Here is a 17,109-nt window from a genome sequence, read left to right as displayed (position 1 = left end):
GTCAGGGCAGCCAGGCGGGAATGTTCGTCTCGGTCGCCGGCGTCGTGTGCCGACCAGCTGCGTGAGGATCCTGGCGGCTGAATCGCGACTTGCGTCGCTCCTACAGAAAACCGCCGCGCCCCCGCAGGCGCCTGTAGGAGCGACGCCAGTCGCGATTCGCACCGCCGCGCCTCCGCAGGCCCTTGTAGGAGCGACGCCAGTCGCGATTCACACCGTGCCGCGCTGCCCGGGAGAATTCCCGCTCGACGCGCTCAGTTCGACGGCCACAGCCAGGCCGCCCCGCGTACGCCCGAGGCGTCGCCGTGCCGTGCCGGCAGCAGGCGCGTGGACACGGTGTCGGAAAACACGTGCGCAGCCCACCGCCGCGGTACGTGCTCGTACAGGCGCGCGATCTGCGACAGGCCGCCGCCGAGCACGATGACCTCGGGGTCGAGCAGGTTGATCACGCCCGCGAGTGCGCGCGCGAGCCGCAGCTCGTAGCGTTCGAGACTGGCCTGAGAGGCGCGCTGGCCCTCGATGGCCTGGCGGGCGATGGCTGCAGCGTCGAGGGGCTCGCCCCCATGGCGCAGATGATCGGCGGCCAGGCCGGGACCGGACAGGTAGGTCTCGATACAGCCGGCGCGTCCGCAATAGCAGGCGGGCAGGGGGAGGTCGTCGGGCGCGGGCAGCGGCAGCGGGTTGTGGCCCCATTCGCCGGCCACCGCGTTGGCGCCCACCAGCAGTTTCTGGTCGACGACGATGCCGCCGCCCACCCCGGTGCCGAGTATGGCTGCGAACACGGTACGTGCACCCGCGCCGGCGCCGTCGGCGGCCTCCGACATGGCCAGGCAGTTGGCATCGTTGGCGAGGCGGAGCGGTCGGCGCAGCAGGGCTTCGAGGTCCTGCTGCAGCGGCTGGCCGTTCAGGCAGGTGGAGTTGGCGTTGCGGATGCGGCCGTCGCGCGGCGAAGGCGACCCCGGTGTGCCGACGCCGATGCGGGCGCCCGCGCCGGTGAGGCGCTCGGCCTCCTCGACCAGCGCGGCGATGGCTCGCAGCGTGCCGCCGTAGTCGCCCTGCGGGGTCGGCACCCGGCGGCGCCAGCGCTCGCGACCGTCGGCGTCGAGCACCACGAGCTCGATCTTGGTGCCGCCGAGGTCGATGCCGATGCGGGTCCCCATGCCGTGGCGGGCAGCGTCAGCCGATGCGCTTGACCGCGTCGCGATAACGCTCCACGGCCTCCTCGCGGGTGCCCGCGCTGACGCCGAGGTCGCGCACGAGGCCGTCCTGCAGGCTGTAGCACCAGCCGTGCACGGTGACGCCCTGGCCGCGCTGCCAGGCCTCGCGCAGCACCGAGGTCTGGCACACGTTCACCACCTGGTGCATGGCGTTGAGCTCGCACAGGCGGTCGGCGCGCTCGGCCGGGTCGGTGAAGCGCTCCAGGCGATCGATGTGGCGGTCGCGCACGTCCTGGATGTGGCGCAGCCAGTTGTCGGTGAGGCCGGTCTTGTTGTCGTTCATCGCCGCCTTCACGCCGCCGCAGCCGTAGTGGCCCACGACGAGGATGTGCTTCACGCGCAGGATCTCGACCGCGTAGTGGATGACCGAGAGTGCGTTGAGATCGGTATGCACGACGACGTTGGCGATGTTGCGATGCACGAAGACCTCGCCCGGCGCGAGCCCGATCACCTGGTTCGCCGGCACCCGGCTGTCGGAGCAGCCGATCCACAGGTATTCCGGCGACTGCTGCTTGACCAGGCGCGAGAAAAACTCGGGGTCCTCGGAGTGCATGCGTTCCGACCAGTTCTTGTTGTTGGCGAAGAGATGTTCGATCGACTGGGACATGGTGTGTGCGGGCCTGGAGTGCGGTAATGCGTAATTATGTCCGTGCCGGCCGGCGGCGGCCAGCATCGGCGCGCCGTGCTCGCAGCACGGGGGGATCGTCCCGCCGCCGCGCCGGTCGAATCGTTACAGCGTGTCATGCGCGCTTGAAGCGCCACCGCCCATCCCCAACCTGAATGTTTTCCACCGCGGAGTCCGTCCATGAACCTGAATCCACAGCAAGCCCGTTCCCTCGTCGCGATCTGCCTGCATGCGGCCTTCGCCGACGGTCACCAGGGGGCGGTAGAGCGCGACCATGTGCGCAAGGTCGCCGAATCGCTCGGGCGCGAGGCGGAGATCGACTTCATCGCGCTCTACCAGGACGTCCTGCTCGGCGGGCTCGGCCTGGAGGCGGCGGTGGCCGGGCTGGGCGAGGCGAACCTGCGCCAGCTCGCCTTCGAGCTGGCGGTCGGGGTGTGCGAGGCCGATGGTGGGCTGGATGCGCGCGAGAAGGACTTCCTCGAGCGCCTGTCCGGCTTGCTGGAACTCTCGCGGCCGGCTGCGGACGCCTTCGTGCGCGAGGCGGAAGCGCTCGGCCAGGCGCCGGCCGACGGGCCGCTCGCCAGCCTTCCCGGCCTGGGCGAGGACGAGCCGGCGGCTGCGCCGTCCGCCGCCGCCGCCCCCGATGCGGCAGCGCTCGACCGGACCATCCTGAATGCGTCGATCCTCAACGGCGCGCTCGAGCTGCTGCCGCAGTCGATGGCCTCGATGGCGATCATCCCGCTGCAGCTGCGCCTGGTGTATCGCATCGGCCAGGCGCATGGGTACGAGCTCGACCGCGGGCATATCAAGGACTTCCTCGCCGCAGCGGGCGTGGGCCTGACCGGTCAGTACGTCGAGCAGTTCGGCCGCCGGCTGATCGGCGGCCTGCTCGGCAAGGTGCTCGGCGGGGCGGGGCGCGCGGTGGGCAGCCAGGCGACCGGCTCGGCCTTCTCCTTCGCGACCACCTGGGCGATCGGCAAGGTCGCGGTGCAGTACTACGGTGGCGGCCGCACGGTCGATGGCGATGCACTGCGCCAGGCCTTCGCAGGCCTGTTCGAGCAGGCCAAGGCGATGCAGGAGCGCTACGCGCCCGAGATCGCGCAGCGTGCGCGCACGCTGGATCTGAAGCGGCTCACGGATGAATTGCGGCGCTGAGCAGGGGAGGGCCGCGCGAGGGCGGTTTCACGTGGAACCGCCCTCGGGAGTGATTGCAAGGCGGGAGATGGCACGCGGAGGCCGCCCCGCCGGCCTGCCCGTTTCGAGGCCATGCCTCGGTGCGCGCTGACCCTGTGACGGCGCCACGCCCGACGGATCTGCACTGGCGTGGTTCCCAGGGTCCTTACATAAGACGCCGGAATGTGGAATCCTGTAGTCCCTCTCTCTTTCTCGAGATTTTCATGAAAATCACGCCAGCTCCCCTGCTCACCTTGTCCAACGGTGTCGAGATGCCGCGGCTCGGCCTCGGCACCTGGCCGATGAACGACAGCGAGGCCGCCGAGACGGTCGCTCTCGCGCTCGACATGGGCTATCGACTGATCGACACCGCCGAGAACTACGAGAACGAGCGTGGCGTCGGCGAAGGTATCCGGCGCGCGGGTGTCGCGCGCGGCGAGCTCTTCGTCACCACCAAGTTCAACCGCAAATGGCACAGCGTCGAGGGCGCGCGCCAGGCCTGCGAGGCCAGCCTTGAGCGCCTCGGCCTGGACTACATCGACCTCTTCCTGGTGCATTGGCCCAATCCCGACCAGGGCCGCTACGTGGAGGCCTTCGAAGGCCTGGTGAAGCTGCAGGAGGCCGGCCTCGTGCGTGCGATCGGCACCTCGAACTTCAAGCCCGCCCACCTGCAGCAGCTGTTCGATCGCGGGTTGTGCCCGCAGGTGAACCAGATCCACCTCGACCCCTGGCATGCGCGCAGCGACCACATCGAGGTGCACGAGGCGCGCGGCATCGTCACCGAGTCGTGGAGCCCGCTCGGACGCGCCAACGCCATGCTGGCCGACCCGGTGATCCTGGACGTCGCGCGCCGCCACGGCCGCACGCCGGCGCAGGTGATCCTGCGCTGGCACACCCAGCTCGGCTACGTGCCGATCCCGAAGTCGTCCAACCCGACGCGTCTCGCCGAGAACCTCGACGTGTTCGGTTTCGAGCTCTCCGCCGAGGAGCTCGCCGCGATCGGTGCGCTCGACCGCCCCGATCCGGAGATGCTGGATTCGGACGTGTTCGGGCACTGAGGCCGCTGCCGCGGTCGGCGTTCGCGGCTTGCGCCGCTCCTACGAGAACCGGCGCGGCTCCCGCTTCCTGCAGGAGCGGCGCAAGCCGCGAACGCCACCCATCGACCGATCGGCGCCGGCTAGGAGTCTGCGCGGCAGAACTCCAGAGCGTGTTTTCTAGCAGAATGATTGGCGAACCGCGAGGTGCTGCACGAGACTGAGGCCGTGGTCAAGTTGCTTTGCGACGGCGCGGCGCGCATGCCGGACGGCAACGGGGACAGGTTTGCCCCCTTTTCCCGTCATGCCGTCCTCAATGTGCTCATCCTGCGCAGGTTCAGCGCCATACAGACGAGCTTCCACTCCGCTTTGACGCGCTCCAGGCCCCGCAGGCTGAACTGCCGGAATCCCAACACGTTCTTGATCCAGCCGTTGGGCGGTTCGGCGATCCATTTCCGTTTTCGGTAGGCGCTCTTGCCCGCCTCGCTCTCGAGCTTGTCGGCCATCTGCGCGGTGTGCGGATTGCGTTCGCGATCGAAGCCGAGTCGGCGCTTACCTTCCCGGCCCAGCGCCACCACCAGTTCGGTCCCGCACCCGTCGAGTTCCCGGAACGTTTGCTCCGAGCGGTAGCCGGTGTCGGCCAGCGCCTGGCGCGGTCGGTGTTCGACGTTGTCGCGCACGGCCTGCAGTACCCCCGCCAGTTGCCCGGCGTCGCTGGCGTTGTTGGTCAGCTCGGCCGCCACGATGATGTGGGCGGTCTCGTCGACCGCCGTCTGGGCGTTGTAGCTCGGATCGAAACCGCCGCCGGCGCGCTTCATGATGCGGCTGTCCGGATCGGTGAAGTTCTCCTGCGCCTTGTCCTCGGGCACTCCAAAGTCGCGCTTGTAGCGCCCGCCCTTCGGTTTGCCGTCACCGCCGCGCGGGCGACGCTCGTCATCGTCGCTGCGCCCGCGCGCCTGATCGGCCTCGCGCTGGCGCTGCTCGAGCCGCGCCCGGGCTTCAGCAATCGCCGTCAGCCGCGCCTCGCGCCGCGCGATCTCGGCCGGCACATCCCACTCGGGCTCGTTCCGCTCGGCGTCGTCGGCGGCCTTGGCCCGATTGAGCAGCGCCTCGATCTGCCGTTTCAACTCGGCCTCCGCCTTCACCATATGGCCGTAACTCATCGCCTTGTGGCGGCTGGCGTTTGCCTTGACCTTGGTGCCGTCGATGGCCACCGTCCCGAGCTTGACCAGCCCCATCTCGCGGGCCAGTCGCACCACCTGCACGAACAACTCGCTCAGCTCCTTCAAATGGACCGCGCGAAAGTCGCTCAGCGTGCGGTGGGCCGGGAAGTTGTCTGCCGCCAGGACCCGGAACGCCACATCCTCGTGCAGCTTGCGCGCGATCTTGCGCGAACTGAACACGCCCGTGGCGTACGCATACAGCAGCACCTTGACCATCATGGCCGGATGAAACGGCTGGTTGCGCGGTCCGCCACCGGCATACCGGGCGTGGAACGCGCTCAGATCCAACCCGTCGACCGCGTCGCTGATGAAGTACGCCAAGTGGCCTTCGGGTAGCCACTCCTGCAGCGCCTGGGGCAGCAGCATCTGCTGCTGCGGGCAATAGGGCAGATAGCTCGTCATCTCGACAGTCTACCGGCCCCGAAACGCCCGCGAGGACTTAACTCACCGACGCTTGGCTTCTGCCGCGCAGACTCCTAGCTGCGCCAGACCCCCCAGCTCCGTCAGCTGCCTCGTCGCCGCCTCGGCCCAGCCGCGGTTGGCGGCAGGGCTGGCGGGGCTGGGGTGCAGCACGCGGCCGAACTTCACCCCGGGCAGGCCGGCAAGCGCCTCGCTGGCGCGCTTTTCCGCCCAGTTGCCGATGCCGATCACCCACTCGGGCTGCAGCGCCCCGACCAGGATGCGCAGATGCGCGTCGCAGGCCGCCAGCAGCGGGCGCTGCTCGGCCACCGGCAGCTTGTCGGGGGTGAGGTTGCGGCCACCCTCGAAGAACACCAGCGGGCAGTAGTTGGCGACGAAGTGCTCGGCGAAGAAGGCCTCGGGTGCGCCATAGCGGGCGCGGAACAGGCCCCACAGGCGCTGGCCGCTGACCTCCGAGCGCGCGCAGGCGAAGCCCTCCACCGGCCGTTTCGGGTTGACGATGAGCGGCTGCCCGACCGGGCCCTCCAGCCCCAGCCAGTCGCGCGCGCTGGCGATCTCGCCGAAGGGCACGCCGATTTGCGCCATGCCGAAGGGGCCGGGGTTCATGCCGACGAAGACCACCCGCCGGCGGCCGTCGCCATAGCGCTCGAGGTAGCGTCGGTGCACCTCCCAGGCGTAGTCGAGCGGGTTGTACACGTGGGTCACGGGCGGAGCGAAGGGGAGTGCGTCCACCGCCGCGGAGAGTTCGCGGGCGGCGTCGATCAGGATGCGGGCGGTCATGTCGGGAAGAGCAGCTTGAGCAGGTAGAGGGCGGCCATGCCGGCGCCGATGGTGGCGAGCACGTTGCGCGTGCGCCAGGCCACCAGCACCGCGACCAGCGCCGCCCAGGGGCGCGGGGTGTCGAAGGCGAAAACGACTTCGCCGCCGGCCACGAAGAGGGCACTCGCGGTCAGCGCGGCGAAGCTTGCCGGTGCGATGTGAAGGCACAAGGCATGCAGCCAGCGCGGCAGGCTGCGGCTGGCGAAGAGGCCGATCATCGCGTAGCGGTACAGGTAGGTCAGCAGGCCGACCAGCACCAGCAGCAGGAGCAGGGCTGTCGTGCTCATCGTGCCTGCTCCAGCCGGCGCACCGTCCACGCGCCAGCAGCGAGCCCGAGCACGATCGCCGCCACCAGGCCGAGCTTGTAGGGCAGGGCGGCAAAGGCGAGGGCGCCGAGGCCGGCCACCAGCGCTGCGGCCTGGCCTGCGCGCTCGCGCAGCAGCAGGGTGAGCAAGGCGATGAAGGTGAGCGGCACGGCGAAGTCGAGTTCCCATTCGGGCGGGATGGTGGTGCCGAACAGCAGGCCGGCGGCGGTGGACAACTGCCAGCCCGCCCACAGCGTGAAGCCGGCGCCGAGGAAGTACCAGTGGCGCAGGTCGGCGGTGGCGTTCGTGTGCTCGGCGTGGTCCGCCGCTGCCGCATGACGCTGCTGGTAGCGCAGCACCGCCACCGCATAGGCCTCGTCGGTGAGCACGTAGGCCAGCAGCAGGCGCCAGCGCCGCGGCAGGTGGCGCACGTATTCGGCCATCGAGGCGCTGTAGAGCACGTGGCGCAGGTTGAGCAGGCCGGAGGTGAGCGCGATGGGAATGAAGCCCGCGCCGGCGGCCAGCATCTGCACGATGACGAGCTGGGCGGCGCCGGCGAAGACGATGGCCGAGGCGAGCTGCGCTAGCCAGGCCGGCACCCCGGCGGCGAGCGCCGCGATGCCGTAGATCATGCCGAAGGGCGCCACGCCGAGCAGCAGCGGCGCCTCGTCGCGGCAGCCTGCGAGGAACTCGCGGCGTGCGCTCGTGCCGGTGTGCGCCATCAGTCGTCCACCATGCCGTCGGTCTGCGGGCGGCCGAGGCGCGCGAGCGCGTCGCGCAGCCACCACACCATCACCACGCCCGGTACGGCGACCACGATCGAGAAGAGGAAGAAGGCCGGCCAGCCGATGCTCTGCGACAGCACGCCCGACAGCGGGCTGACGTAGATCCGCCCCACTGCGGCGAAGGCCGACAGCATGGCGTAGTGGGTCGCCGTGAAGCGCTGGTTGCACAGCCCCATCAGCAGCGCGACGAAGGCCACCGTGCCCATGCCGCCGCTGATGTTCTCGCCGGCGATCACGGTCAGCAGCAGCCAGTCGAGCGCGGCCGGCGTGTCGATCGCCACGAAGCCCCAGTCGAAGGCCGGCACCATGACTGCGCCCCAGGCGCCCTTGCCGAGCTCTGCGAGCAGGTAGAAGCCGAAGTTGGACACCAGCTGCAGCACGCCGAACAGCAGCAGCGAGCGGTACAGCGCCAGCCGCGTCATGATCAGCCCGCCGATGAAGGCGCCGAGGATGGTCAGCCAGATGCCGATCACCTTGTTGGCGATGCCGACCTCTTCCTGCGAGAAGCCCATGCCCTTGATCAGGAAGGGCGTGGTCAGGCTGCCGGCGAAGGCGTCGCCGAGCTTGTAGAGGATGATCAGCGCCAGGAAGGCCGCCGCGCCCTGCTGCGCGAAGTAGCTCGACAGCGAGCGGTTGAGCGTCTCGAAGCCGGCACGACGCGCCGCCCAGCCCGCCAGCGGCAGCGCGAGCGCGATCTCCGCCATCACGAACAGGAGCTGGATCCAGCGGTTGGCGTCGTTCGGGTCGAGCCCGAGCAGGATCAGCGCCTGGCGGGCGCTCCAGTAGCCGGCGGCGACCCCGGCGAGCATCGCGGCGAAGCCGAGCAGCTCGCGCCTGGGGTCGGAATCGAGCGGCTTCAGCGCCGCCGACACGCGCGGCAGCGCCAGCAGCGACACCACCGCGCAGGCCGCCATGATCAGCGCCATGGTCTCGTATACCCGCGGCCACGACGCCCACTGCCCGGCCCAGATCAGCGCGATGCCGCCGGACAGGATCATCGCCAGGCGGTAGGCGAAGACGTGCACAGAGGCGCCCAGCCCGCGCTCGGCCTCGGGCAGCAGGTCGGTGCGGTAGGCGTCCACCACAACGTCCTGCGAGGCCGAGAGGAAGGCGATCGCCACCGCCGCGATGGCGAACAGGCCCGGCGTGGCCGTCGGCGACAGGCTCGCCATCCACCACAGCAGCGCCGCCAGCGCGAGCTGCGTCAGCGCCAGCCAGCCGCGCCGGCGCCCCAGCCAGGGCGGCTCGAAGCGGTCCATCAGCGGCGCCCACAGGAACTTGAAGGTATACGGGACGCCGACCAGGCCGAAAAAACCGATCGTGGCGAGGTCCACGCCGTCGACTGTCAGCCAGGCCTGCATGGCCTGGCCGGTCAGCGCCAACGGCAGGCCGGAGGCGAAGCCGAGCACCAGGATGGCGGACAGGCGCCAGGCACGCGCGAACGCAGGAGAGGGAGGTGCGGACAAGGAGGAGCGGCCGGGGTGTTGCAGGGCCGCGCATTATCGCAGATCATCCGCGACCCCCCGGTTTACACAATTCGATACTTTGCTTGCGTCTGAAACGTTCTGACTCAACAATGCCGGCAAAGCAAAATTCCCCGATTCGTGGAGGTCGTTTTTCATGTCCCACACCGTGACCGTGGTCTTCGGAGGCGAGCGCGAGTACGAGTTCCCGCTGCGCGATGCCGACGTCGCCTCGACCACCAAGGAGCAGGCCCGCAGCTGGCTCGCCAGGGAATTCGAGGATCTCGAGTGCACCCCGTCCAACCCGATGGGCAAGGTGCTCGTCCTCGATATGGTGCTCAACGTTGCCAAGTACGGCGGCGAGAGCCGTTTCGAGCAGGCTGGCGAATGGGCGCGCAAGTACGCGCTCCATACCGCGGTCGCGCTCGATCGTCCGACCGTGCGGGTGGACGTCTCGTCCTTCGTGGTCGGCTGATCCTTTCGTTCGTTCAAGCCACCGCCGCCTTCCGCGGCGGTGCTTCCAGCAAGGTCTCGACCAGGCGCGCGGCGGTCTCGTCCCCGCGCTCCTCCACCATGCGCAGCAGTGGGCCCGGGTTGTCGCGGTTGGGGGACTCTGCCCGGCTCGACTGCCATAGCGCGGCGAGCGTGCTTTCCAGAAAGCCGCGGTCCGTATCGCGCCCGACCAGCACCACCACGCGCTCCAGCGCCACGTGGTCGAGCAGCTGCTGCAGCTCGTAGCGGCAGCCCTCGTTCTGCGGCGAGAAGCCGCGCAGGTCCATCAGCACCGCATCCGCCGCCCGCGCCAGGCACAGCATGGTCGGGCGCCAGGTGTCGTCGTGGCAGAAGAACTCGTTGACGCGGTGGCGGCCGTCCGGGTCCGGCCCCAGCGCGCGTGCCGCATGGCGCCGCGCGAGGTCGGCCTCGTCGCGCACGAAGGCGCGCGACAGCCGTCCGCCGACGAAATCCAGGAACTCGTGCGGCTCCACCGCGGTGGTGGCGAGGTCGGGGCCGGCGATCATGTCGATGTTGCCGATGCGCAGCCAGCGCTTGCCGAAGGCGTCGAAGAGGCGCTCGCTGCGCGCCCCGAGCGCGAACACGCGCAGCAGCAGCAGCCCGGGTTCCGGGGCTTGCGCGTGCCCGAGCCCGGCGAGGCGGAAGCCGGCCACCGTCGTCAGCTTCCAGGCGAGGAAGGCGAGCGGGCCGGCCGCGAGCCAGGCGAGCCCCTCGAAGGCGAAGCCCACCGACTGCACGACCGCGAACAGCAGCCACATCGCCTCCAGGGTGAGGAGCTGGTCGCTGCTGCGGCGTGCGACGTGGCGCCTGCCCAGCCACTTCAGCACCCGCCGGCCGAGCAGTGCGGTGACGGCGGCCCCGACGAGCAGGAGTGCCCAGAAGGTCTGCGTGCCGTCGAGGCCGAGCGTGCCGCCGACGCCGATCGCCAGGCGCATCGTCGCCTCGCTCTGCCCCGCCAGCCGGACCGCCGCCTCTGCGCCGATCACCGCGACCAGCATGAAGGCGAGCACCAGCGGTCCTACCGCACGGATGCGCCGGTGCAGGAAGGCGAGCAGCAGCACGGTCGGCGGCAGGTTGGTGCTGGCCCAGAAACGCGCGAGATCGAGCGCGGAAAGCTCCGGGTTGCGCGCCAGCGCCCACGCGGCGAGGGCGAGCATGAGCAGGACGTAGGCCAGTCCCAGCGCCAGACGTTGTCGCGTCGTGCCCGCCGTCACCAGCCCGACCGCGAGCACGGCCGGCCACGCGTGACAGGCGAACACCAGCAGGAAGCGGACCAGCACGAAGCCGCCGTCCCCCCAGGTGAACTGCATCCAGGCGGCGGTGAGCACCAGGGCGCAGGCGAGCCCGGCGAGCAGATGGACGAGGCCGGCCGCGCGCAAAGATCGCCGCAGCGCCGCCAGCGTCGGGCTGTCGTGCGCGGCGTTTGCCCCGCACAACTCCAGGCGCAGCGCTGCCGCTGGTGGTGCGGCGGGGGCGGTCTGCGGCCGGCGCGAGCCGCCGAGCCCCGCGGCCGAGCTGGCGAGCGCCATCGAGCGCAGCACCGCCCGTCGGTACAAGGCGAGCAGCGTCAGGCACACCGGCAAGGTCAGCGCCGCGGCGATCAGGATCAACGCGGGAAGCGCGCCGGTGGCGACGAGGACGGCCTGGCTGTTCTCCTGCATCGCTGCGCGTCTCCTGTGCCCGTGACCGCAGCGCGGTCACGGTTCAGTCTGGGAGGCCCGCGGCAGCGGGCGCCTCAGCCGTTGCGTCCCAGGCGGTAAACCGCCACGCTGGCGAGGAAGTTGGCCTCGTCGAGTACCAGCTTGCCTTCGTCGAAGGCGAGGCGCTCGCGCACCGCGATGCCGTTCATCTCGCACAGCGCGTCGAAGTCGGCGATGGTGAAGAAGCGCACGTTGGGGGTGTTGAACCACTGGTGCGGGAGGCTCTCCGACACCGGCATGCGGCCGTTGAGGATGCTCTGGCGGTGGCGCCAGTAGCCGAAGTTGGGAAAGCTCACCACGGCCTCGCGGCCCACGCGCAGCATCTCGGCGAGAATGCCCAGCGTGTTGTGCATGGCCTGCAGCGACAGGCTCATGATCACATGGTCGAAGAAGCCGTCCTCCAGGCCGACGAGGCCCTTTTCGAGGTCCATCTGGATCACGTTGACGCCGTTATTGACGCTGGCGAGCAGCTTGTCGGGGTCGTTCTCGACGCCGTAGCCCTGCACCTGGCGCACGTCCATCAGGTGGCGCAGCAGTTCGCCGTCGCCGCAGCCCAGGTCGAGCACCTTCTCGCCGGGCTCGATCCACTGGGTGATCACGTCGTAGTCGTAGCGATAGGAAGTCATGTCAGTGTGCGCCGAGCCGTCTCAAGCGTACTGACGCCCCCTCGGGGGGCAGCGAACGCAGTGAGATTGGGGGTTGTATCAATTTAAACCTCGATGCGGTCGAACCATGCCGACAGCAGCTTGTGGTAGCGCGTCTCGTCGAGCAGGAAGGAGTCGTGGCCGGCCGGGCAGTCGATCTCGGCGTAGCTGACGTTGCGCTTGTTGTGCAGCAGCGCGTAGACGATCTCGCGCGAACGCTCGGGCGAGAAGCGCCAGTCGGTGGTGAAGGAAATCACCAGAAAGTCGGCGCTGGCGCGGGCAAGCGCCGCGGGTAGATGGCCGCCATACTCGAAGGCGGGGTCGAAGTAGTCGAGCGCCTTGGTGGTCAGCAGGTAGGTGTTGGCGTCGAAGTAGCCGGCGAACTTGTCGCCCTGGTAGCGCAGGTAGGACTCGATCTCGAATTCGACGTCGTAGCTGTAGGTGTTGCGGCCGTGGCGCAGGCTGCGGCCGAATTTTTCCGCCATCGAGTCGTCGGACAGGTAGGTGATGTGACCCACCATGCGCGCCAGCTTGAGGCCACGCGTCGGCACCACGCCGTGCGCATAGTAGTGGCCGCCGTGGAACTCGGGGTCGCTCAGGATGGCCTGGCGGGCGACCTCGTTGAAGGCGATGTTCTGCGCGGTGAGCTTGGGCGCGGCGGCGATCACCGCGACGTGGCCGACGCGGTCCGGGTACTGCAGCGCCCACGACATCGCCTGCATGCCGCCGAGCGAGCCGCCGACCACCGCGGCGAAGCGCTCGATGCCGAGCCGGTCGGCCAGGCGCGCCTGCGATTCGACCCAGTCTTCCACGGTGACGAAGGGGAAGTCCGCCCCCCACAGCTTGCCGGTGGCGGGGTTGATCTGGTTGGGGCCAGAGGAGCCGTAGCAGCCGCCGAGATTGTTCACCCCGATCACGAAGAACTTGCGCGTGTCGAGCGGCTTGCCCGGCCCGATCAGGTTGTCCCACCAGCCGACGTTGTGCGGCGCGTCGGCGTAGGTGCCGGCGACGTGGTGCGAGCCCGACAGCGCATGGCACACCAGCACCGCGTTGCTGCGGTCCGCATTGAGCGTGCCGTAGGTTTCGTAGACGAGGTGGTAGTTGTTCAGCGTGCCGCCGCTGCGCAGCGCGAGCGGCGTGGTGAACTCGGCACGCTGCGGCACGACCACGCCGACCGATTGGGGTGCGATCATTTTCGTCATCTGCAAAACAAAAAACCCAGCCGGCTGCAAACGCGGACTGGGTGCCCTCGCTTTAGCCGTATTTGTTGAGCGCCCGCAAGCTGTTGATCAAATCGGCGCTAGGTGGCTGGAACTTAGCGCCCGCGAAGGGAAAAGTCAAACGGCTGGCGTGATAAGATTTTCGGCTCCCGAACAGCCTCGAACGCCATGATCCAGGTCCTCCTCAACGGTCAGCCCGAATCGCTCCAGCCCGACCTCTCGGTGCTTGCCCTGCTCGAGGCGCGCGGCCTCGTCGGCAAGCGCCTCGCGGTCGAGCGCAACGGCGAGATCGTGCCCAAGGCCCGCCACGCCGAGGTGAAGCTCGCCGACGGCGACAAGCTCGAAATCGTCGTCGCGGTCGGCGGCGGCTGAAGCCCCCGACCTGCGTGTCCCGTAGGAGCGGCGCAAGCCGCGATTACGGCCGGGCGGCGGCGACCGCGCTCCCTCAGCACCGCGCCGAGGTCCGGCGCCCCGATCGCGGCTTGCGCCGCTCCTGCAGGGTCCTGCACCGTGCGGCGGTGCATCGACTGGCTCCCATTCCTCAGACAAACCCTTACAGGCTCCCAACATGAACGACCCCCTGGTCATCGCCGGCAAGGCCTACCACTCCCGCCTGCTTGTCGGCACCGGCAAGTACAAGGACTTCGCCGAGACGCGCGAGGCCATCGACGCCAGCGGCGCTGCCATCGTCACCGTGGCCATCCGCCGCACCAACATCGGCCAGAACCCGGGCGAACCCAACCTGCTCGACGTGCTGCCGCCGGAGAAATTCACCATCCTGCCCAACACCGCCGGCTGCTACACCGCCGACGACGCGGTGCGCACGCTGCGCCTTGCGCGTGAGCTGCTCGATGGCCACGCGCTGGTCAAGCTGGAGGTGCTCGGCGACCCCAAGAGCCTGTTCCCCAACATGCCCGAGACGCTCAAGGCCGCCGAGACCCTGGTCAAGGACGGCTTCGACGTCATGGTCTACTGCGCCGACGACCCCATCCAGGCGAAGATGCTGGAAGACATCGGCTGCGTCGCGATCATGCCGCTGGCCTCGCTGATCGGCTCCGGCATGGGCATCCTCAACCCGTGGAACCTGCGCCTGATCATCGACAACGCCAAGGTGCCGGTGCTGGTCGACGCCGGCGTCGGCACCGCATCGGATGCCGCGATCGCGATGGAGCTGGGCTGCGACGGCGTGCTGATGAACACCGCGATCGCCGCCGCCGGCAAGCCGGTGCTGATGGCGAGCGCGATGCGCAAGGCGGTCGAGGCCGGCCGCGAGGCCTTCCTCGCCGGGCGCATGCCGCGCAAGTTCTACACCGCCGACCCGAGCTCGCCGACCCAGGGGTTGATCGGTTCATGAGCGAAGTGCCTGACGAACCCGTCGCCGGTGTCGAGATCATCGGCCGCGACAGCCCCGAGCACCGCTTCTCCAGCCGCAGCATCCGCAGCTTCGTGCTGCGCCAGGGGCGCATGTCCGAGGCGCAGCAGCGCTATCTCGACGACATGCTGCCGAAGGTCGGCATCGACTACCGCGCCGCGCCGCTCGATCTGGACGAGGCCTTCGGCCGCAAGGCGCCGAAGATCCTCGAGATCGGCTTCGGCATGGGCGAGACCACGGCGAAGATCGCCGCGGCGATGCCGGATCGCGACTTCCTCGGCATCGAGGTGCATACGCCCGGCGTCGGCGCGCTGTGCAAGCTGATCGCGGAAGGCCATCTGGGCAACCTGCGCATCATGCAGCACGACGCGGTCGAGGTGATGCGCGACATGATCGGCGACGGCGCGCTCGCCGGCGTGCATCTGTTTTTCCCCGACCCCTGGCGCAAGAAGCGCCACTTCAAGCGCCGCATCGTGCAGCCCGACTTCGTCGCCCTGATCGCGCGCAAGCTCGCGCCCGGCGGCTACTTCCACTGCGCCACCGACTGGGAGGACTACGCGCACTGGATGCTCGGGATCCTCTCCGCCGAGCCGGCGCTGGAGAATACCGCCGACGGCTTCGCCCCGCGTCCCGAGCATCGTCCGCTGACGAAATTCGAAAACCGTGGTCTGAAGCTGGGACACGGGGTATGGGACCTCGTCTTCCGCCGCCGCGCGGGCTGAACCATCCGTCACGAGGACAAGCAGCATGATCCGGGGCCTGTTCCGCTTCCTATTGAACGTGCTGCGCATGTTCGTGCGCGCGCTCGACCTCGTCGTGCGCGGCGTCTTCTACGCCCTGCTGATCTTCGGCCTCGGTGTGCTGGTGTCCTTCTTCTTCCACCCCGAGCCCGAGGTGCAAGCCGGGTCCGCGCTGGTGCTGCGACCGGTGGGCACGATCGTCGAGCAGGCCGAGCTCGAGCCACCGCTGGCGCTGCTGCGCGCCGGGGGCGCACCGGCCGGCCAGCTGCGTCTGGCGGATCTGGTGGACGCGGTGCGCAAGGCGCGCGACGACGCGCGCATCGCCGCGCTGGTGATCGAGACCGACGAGCTGGTCGGCGGCGGCTTCTCCAAGCTTGCCGAGCTGCGCGCCGCGATCGCCGATTTCAAGGCCTCGGGCAAGCCGGTGCTGGCGCGCGGCGAGCGCTTCACCCAGTCGCAGTACTACCTCGCCTCGGTGGCCGACGAACTCCACCTGTCGCCGGACGGCTTCGTGCTGCTGCGCGGCCTGGCGCGCTACGGCACCTACTTCCGCGACGCGCTCGACAAGCTCGGGGTCAAGGTGCACGTGTTCCGCGTCGGCGAGTACAAGTCCTTCTCCGAGCCCTTCACCCGCAGCGACATGTCCGACGAGGACCGCGAGGCCACCCGCGACCTCCTCGACGGGCTGTGGCGCTTCATGCGCGACGACATCGCCGCCAGCCGCAAGCTCGCGCCCGCGGCGATCGACGCGCATGTGAACGACATCCGCGGCGCGCTCGCTGCAGCCGGGGGCGATGCCGCCAAGGCCGCGCTCGCCGCCGGCCTGGTGGACCGCTTCAGCACCCGCGATGAATGGCGCGCCCGCCTGATCGAGGCCGTCGGCACCGACCACGAGGGCAAGGACGTGCGCACCATCGAGGCCGAGGCCTACCTCGCGCTCGCTGCGGACGACACCCGTCACGCCGCCGGCAGCGTGGCGGTGATCGTCGCCCAGGGCACCATCGTCGATGGCGCCGAGCCGGCCGGCGTGGTCGCCGGCGACACCTTCGCCCGCCTGATCCGCGAGGCGCGCGAGGACGAGGACATCAAGGCGCTGGTGCTGCGCATCGACAGCCCGGGCGGCAGCGCCTGGGCCTCGGAGCTCATCCGTCGCGAACTCGAACTCACCCGCCAGGCCGGCAAGCCGGTGATCGCGTCGATGAGCTCGGTGGCGGCCTCGGGCGGCTACTGGATCGCCACCGGTGCCGACGAGATCTGGGCGGCGCCTTCCACGGTGACCGGCTCGATCGGCATCTTCGGCCTCTTCCCGGAGTTCTCCGAGCCGCTGCGCCGCCTCGGCATCGGCGTCGATGGCGTCGCCACCGCGCCGCTCGCCGGCGCGCTCGACCCGCGTCGCCCGCTCGACCCGGCCGCGGCCGAGGCCATGCAGCTCGGCATCGAGCACGGCTACCGGCGCTTCCTGGAGGTCGTCGCGCAGGCGCGCAAGCTGACGGTCGCGGAGGTCGACGCGGTCGCTCGCGGTCGCGTGTGGACCGGAGAGGCGGCGAGCGGCCTCGGCCTGGTCGACAAGCTCGGCAGCCTGGACGACGCGATCGCCGCCGCGGCCGCGCGCGCCGGCCTCGCCGAGCATCAGGTGGTGTGGCCGGCGGCGGGCGAGTCCCTCGAGCAGCGCGTGTTGCGCCGGCTGCTGCGCACTGGCGAGGAACTCGGCATCGACCTGGCCGGCCGCAGCGCGCCGGCCGCGCCGCTCGCCGCCGCGGCCGCGGACGTGGAGCGCGCCGCCCGCGCGCTGCTGCGCTGGAACGATCCGCGCCACCACTACCTGCACTGCCTGTGCGACGCGCCTTGAAAGCGCGCGT

17 protein-coding genes are annotated in these 17,109 nt (G+C 69.8%); 7 read left to right on the top strand and 10 right to left on the bottom strand.

All coding sequences use genetic code 11. The features are described from left to right. Window positions 1–251: 251 nt before the first annotated feature. Both TMZ1T_RS19740 and can read right to left on the bottom strand, forming a co-directional pair. Window positions 252–1,157 carry an ROK family protein gene (locus TMZ1T_RS19740; protein WP_012586317.1) on the bottom strand — a complete coding sequence of 302 codons (906 nt, stop codon included), beginning with the start codon at window positions 1,155–1,157 and terminating at the stop codon, window positions 252–254. A gap of 16 nt (window positions 1,158–1,173) precedes the next feature. After that, window positions 1,174–1,821, bottom strand: a complete 648-nt coding sequence (gene can / locus TMZ1T_RS19735; protein WP_012586316.1) for a carbonate dehydratase — start codon at window positions 1,819–1,821, stop codon at window positions 1,174–1,176. Window positions 1,822–2,019: 198 nt separating this feature from the next. Between can and TMZ1T_RS19730 the strand changes: the two genes are divergently transcribed. Together TMZ1T_RS19730 and TMZ1T_RS19725 are read left to right on the top strand one after the other, a co-directional pair. Further along, window positions 2,020–2,994, top strand: coding sequence for a YcjF family protein (locus tag TMZ1T_RS19730; RefSeq protein WP_012586315.1), 975 nt, complete (start codon window positions 2,020–2,022; stop codon window positions 2,992–2,994). Between the two features lie 242 nt (window positions 2,995–3,236). Then, entirely contained in the window at window positions 3,237–4,070 is an 834-nt protein-coding gene (locus tag TMZ1T_RS19725) for an aldo/keto reductase (RefSeq protein WP_004325319.1), read from the top strand. A gap of 278 nt (window positions 4,071–4,348) precedes the next feature. Here the strand turns inward: TMZ1T_RS19725 and TMZ1T_RS19720 are convergent, their stop codons facing one another. The 5 genes from TMZ1T_RS19720 to TMZ1T_RS19700 are packed head-to-tail and all read right to left on the bottom strand — an operon-like array spanning window position 4,349 to window position 9,064. Next, entirely contained in the window at window positions 4,349–5,671 is a 1,323-nt protein-coding gene (locus TMZ1T_RS19720) for an IS1182 family transposase (RefSeq protein WP_004301215.1), read from the bottom strand. A 42-nt stretch (window positions 5,672–5,713) separates the two neighbouring features. Further along, the gene (locus tag TMZ1T_RS19715) at window positions 5,714–6,469 is read right to left on the bottom strand and encodes a uracil-DNA glycosylase family protein (RefSeq protein ID WP_012586314.1); all 756 of its coding nucleotides are present in this window, start codon (window positions 6,467–6,469) and stop codon (window positions 5,714–5,716) included. Then, a complete protein-coding gene (locus TMZ1T_RS19710; RefSeq protein WP_004324376.1) occupies window positions 6,466–6,795 on the bottom strand; it encodes an AzlD domain-containing protein in 330 nt (109 codons plus the stop codon). Before TMZ1T_RS19710 ends, TMZ1T_RS19715 begins: the two co-directional genes overlap by 4 nt. After that, the gene (locus TMZ1T_RS19705; RefSeq protein ID WP_004324377.1) at window positions 6,792–7,535 is read right to left on the bottom strand and encodes an AzlC family ABC transporter permease; all 744 of its coding nucleotides are present in this window, start codon (window positions 7,533–7,535) and stop codon (window positions 6,792–6,794) included. The genes TMZ1T_RS19710 and TMZ1T_RS19705 overlap by 4 nt, the downstream gene beginning before the upstream one ends. Further along, on the bottom strand, window positions 7,535–9,064 hold the full coding sequence (locus tag TMZ1T_RS19700) for an AmpG family muropeptide MFS transporter (protein WP_004324379.1): 1,530 nt from the start codon (window positions 9,062–9,064) through the stop codon (window positions 7,535–7,537). Before TMZ1T_RS19700 ends, TMZ1T_RS19705 begins: the two co-directional genes overlap by 1 nt. Window positions 9,065–9,218: 154 nt before the next feature. Here TMZ1T_RS19700 and TMZ1T_RS19695 point away from each other — a divergent pair, with 154 nt between their 5' ends. Beyond that, window positions 9,219–9,536: a hypothetical protein gene (locus TMZ1T_RS19695; RefSeq protein WP_004324381.1), complete on the top strand. Its 318-nt coding sequence runs from the start codon at window positions 9,219–9,221 to the stop codon at window positions 9,534–9,536. 13 nt (window positions 9,537–9,549) lie between these two features. Here TMZ1T_RS19695 and TMZ1T_RS19690 read toward each other — a convergent pair whose 3' ends face one another. The 3 genes from TMZ1T_RS19690 to metX form a co-directional block, all read right to left on the bottom strand. Next, window positions 9,550–11,235: a hypothetical protein gene (locus TMZ1T_RS19690; RefSeq protein ID WP_012586313.1), complete on the bottom strand. Its 1,686-nt coding sequence runs from the start codon at window positions 11,233–11,235 to the stop codon at window positions 9,550–9,552. Window positions 11,236–11,309: 74 nt separating this feature from the next. Then, window positions 11,310–11,900 (bottom strand): methionine biosynthesis protein MetW, encoded by a 591-nt coding sequence (gene metW, locus TMZ1T_RS19685; protein WP_004325783.1) that lies wholly within the window; start codon window positions 11,898–11,900, stop codon window positions 11,310–11,312. Window positions 11,901–11,983: 83 nt separating this feature from the next. After that, the gene (gene metX, locus TMZ1T_RS19680) at window positions 11,984–13,111 is read right to left on the bottom strand and encodes a homoserine O-succinyltransferase MetX (protein WP_004325782.1); all 1,128 of its coding nucleotides are present in this window, start codon (window positions 13,109–13,111) and stop codon (window positions 11,984–11,986) included. A 195-nt stretch (window positions 13,112–13,306) separates the two neighbouring features. Between metX and thiS the strand changes: the two genes are divergently transcribed. From thiS to sppA, 4 genes are all read left to right on the top strand, one after another. Then, window positions 13,307–13,510 carry a sulfur carrier protein ThiS gene (thiS, locus tag TMZ1T_RS19675; RefSeq protein WP_004325779.1) on the top strand — a complete coding sequence of 68 codons (204 nt, stop codon included), beginning with the start codon at window positions 13,307–13,309 and terminating at the stop codon, window positions 13,508–13,510. Window positions 13,511–13,706: 196 nt separating this feature from the next. Next, window positions 13,707–14,492: a thiazole synthase gene (locus TMZ1T_RS19670; protein WP_004325777.1), complete on the top strand. Its 786-nt coding sequence runs from the start codon at window positions 13,707–13,709 to the stop codon at window positions 14,490–14,492. Beyond that, window positions 14,489–15,232: a tRNA (guanosine(46)-N7)-methyltransferase TrmB gene (gene trmB, locus TMZ1T_RS19665; protein WP_012586311.1), complete on the top strand. Its 744-nt coding sequence runs from the start codon at window positions 14,489–14,491 to the stop codon at window positions 15,230–15,232. The genes TMZ1T_RS19670 and trmB overlap by 4 nt, the downstream gene beginning before the upstream one ends. Before the next feature lie 25 nt (window positions 15,233–15,257). After that, complete coding sequence (sppA, locus tag TMZ1T_RS19660; protein ID WP_012586310.1) at window positions 15,258–17,099, top strand: signal peptide peptidase SppA; 1,842 nt, start codon at window positions 15,258–15,260, stop codon at window positions 17,097–17,099. Window positions 17,100–17,109: the final 10 nt, after the last annotated feature.

The sequence above is a fragment of the Thauera aminoaromatica genome (assembly GCF_000021765.1).
Lineage (GTDB): Bacteria > Pseudomonadota > Gammaproteobacteria > Burkholderiales > Rhodocyclaceae > Thauera > Thauera aminoaromatica.
Note: the sequence above shows the minus strand (reverse complement) of the source record. Positions and strands in the feature narration are given on the sequence as shown.

Excerpts from the sequence above, each read along its gene's own strand:
- TMZ1T_RS19690 (WP_012586313.1), bottom strand. The coding sequence starts at position 11,235 with ATGCAGGAGAACAGCCAGGCCGTCCTCGTCGCCACCGGCGCGCTTCCC.
- TMZ1T_RS19705 (WP_004324377.1), bottom strand. The coding sequence starts at position 7,535 with ATGGCGCACACCGGCACGAGCGCACGCCGCGAGTTCCTCGCAGGCTGC.
- TMZ1T_RS19725 (WP_004325319.1), top strand. The coding sequence starts at position 3,237 with ATGAAAATCACGCCAGCTCCCCTGCTCACCTTGTCCAACGGTGTCGAG.
- TMZ1T_RS19695 (WP_004324381.1), top strand. The coding sequence starts at position 9,219 with ATGTCCCACACCGTGACCGTGGTCTTCGGAGGCGAGCGCGAGTACGAG.
- TMZ1T_RS19730 (WP_012586315.1), top strand. The coding sequence starts at position 2,020 with ATGAACCTGAATCCACAGCAAGCCCGTTCCCTCGTCGCGATCTGCCTG.
- thiS (WP_004325779.1), top strand. The coding sequence starts at position 13,307 with ATGATCCAGGTCCTCCTCAACGGTCAGCCCGAATCGCTCCAGCCCGAC.
- TMZ1T_RS19715 (WP_012586314.1), bottom strand. The coding sequence starts at position 6,469 with ATGACCGCCCGCATCCTGATCGACGCCGCCCGCGAACTCTCCGCGGCG.
- metW (WP_004325783.1), bottom strand. The coding sequence starts at position 11,900 with ATGACTTCCTATCGCTACGACTACGACGTGATCACCCAGTGGATCGAG.
- TMZ1T_RS19710 (WP_004324376.1), bottom strand. The coding sequence starts at position 6,795 with ATGAGCACGACAGCCCTGCTCCTGCTGCTGGTGCTGGTCGGCCTGCTG.
- metX (WP_004325782.1), bottom strand. The coding sequence starts at position 13,111 with ATGATCGCACCCCAATCGGTCGGCGTGGTCGTGCCGCAGCGTGCCGAG.
- TMZ1T_RS19670 (WP_004325777.1), top strand. The coding sequence starts at position 13,707 with ATGAACGACCCCCTGGTCATCGCCGGCAAGGCCTACCACTCCCGCCTG.
- trmB (WP_012586311.1), top strand. The coding sequence starts at position 14,489 with ATGAGCGAAGTGCCTGACGAACCCGTCGCCGGTGTCGAGATCATCGGC.
- TMZ1T_RS19740 (WP_012586317.1), bottom strand. The coding sequence starts at position 1,157 with ATGGGGACCCGCATCGGCATCGACCTCGGCGGCACCAAGATCGAGCTC.
- can (WP_012586316.1), bottom strand. The coding sequence starts at position 1,821 with ATGTCCCAGTCGATCGAACATCTCTTCGCCAACAACAAGAACTGGTCG.
- TMZ1T_RS19720 (WP_004301215.1), bottom strand. The coding sequence starts at position 5,671 with ATGACGAGCTATCTGCCCTATTGCCCGCAGCAGCAGATGCTGCTGCCC.
- sppA (WP_012586310.1), top strand. The coding sequence starts at position 15,258 with ATGATCCGGGGCCTGTTCCGCTTCCTATTGAACGTGCTGCGCATGTTC.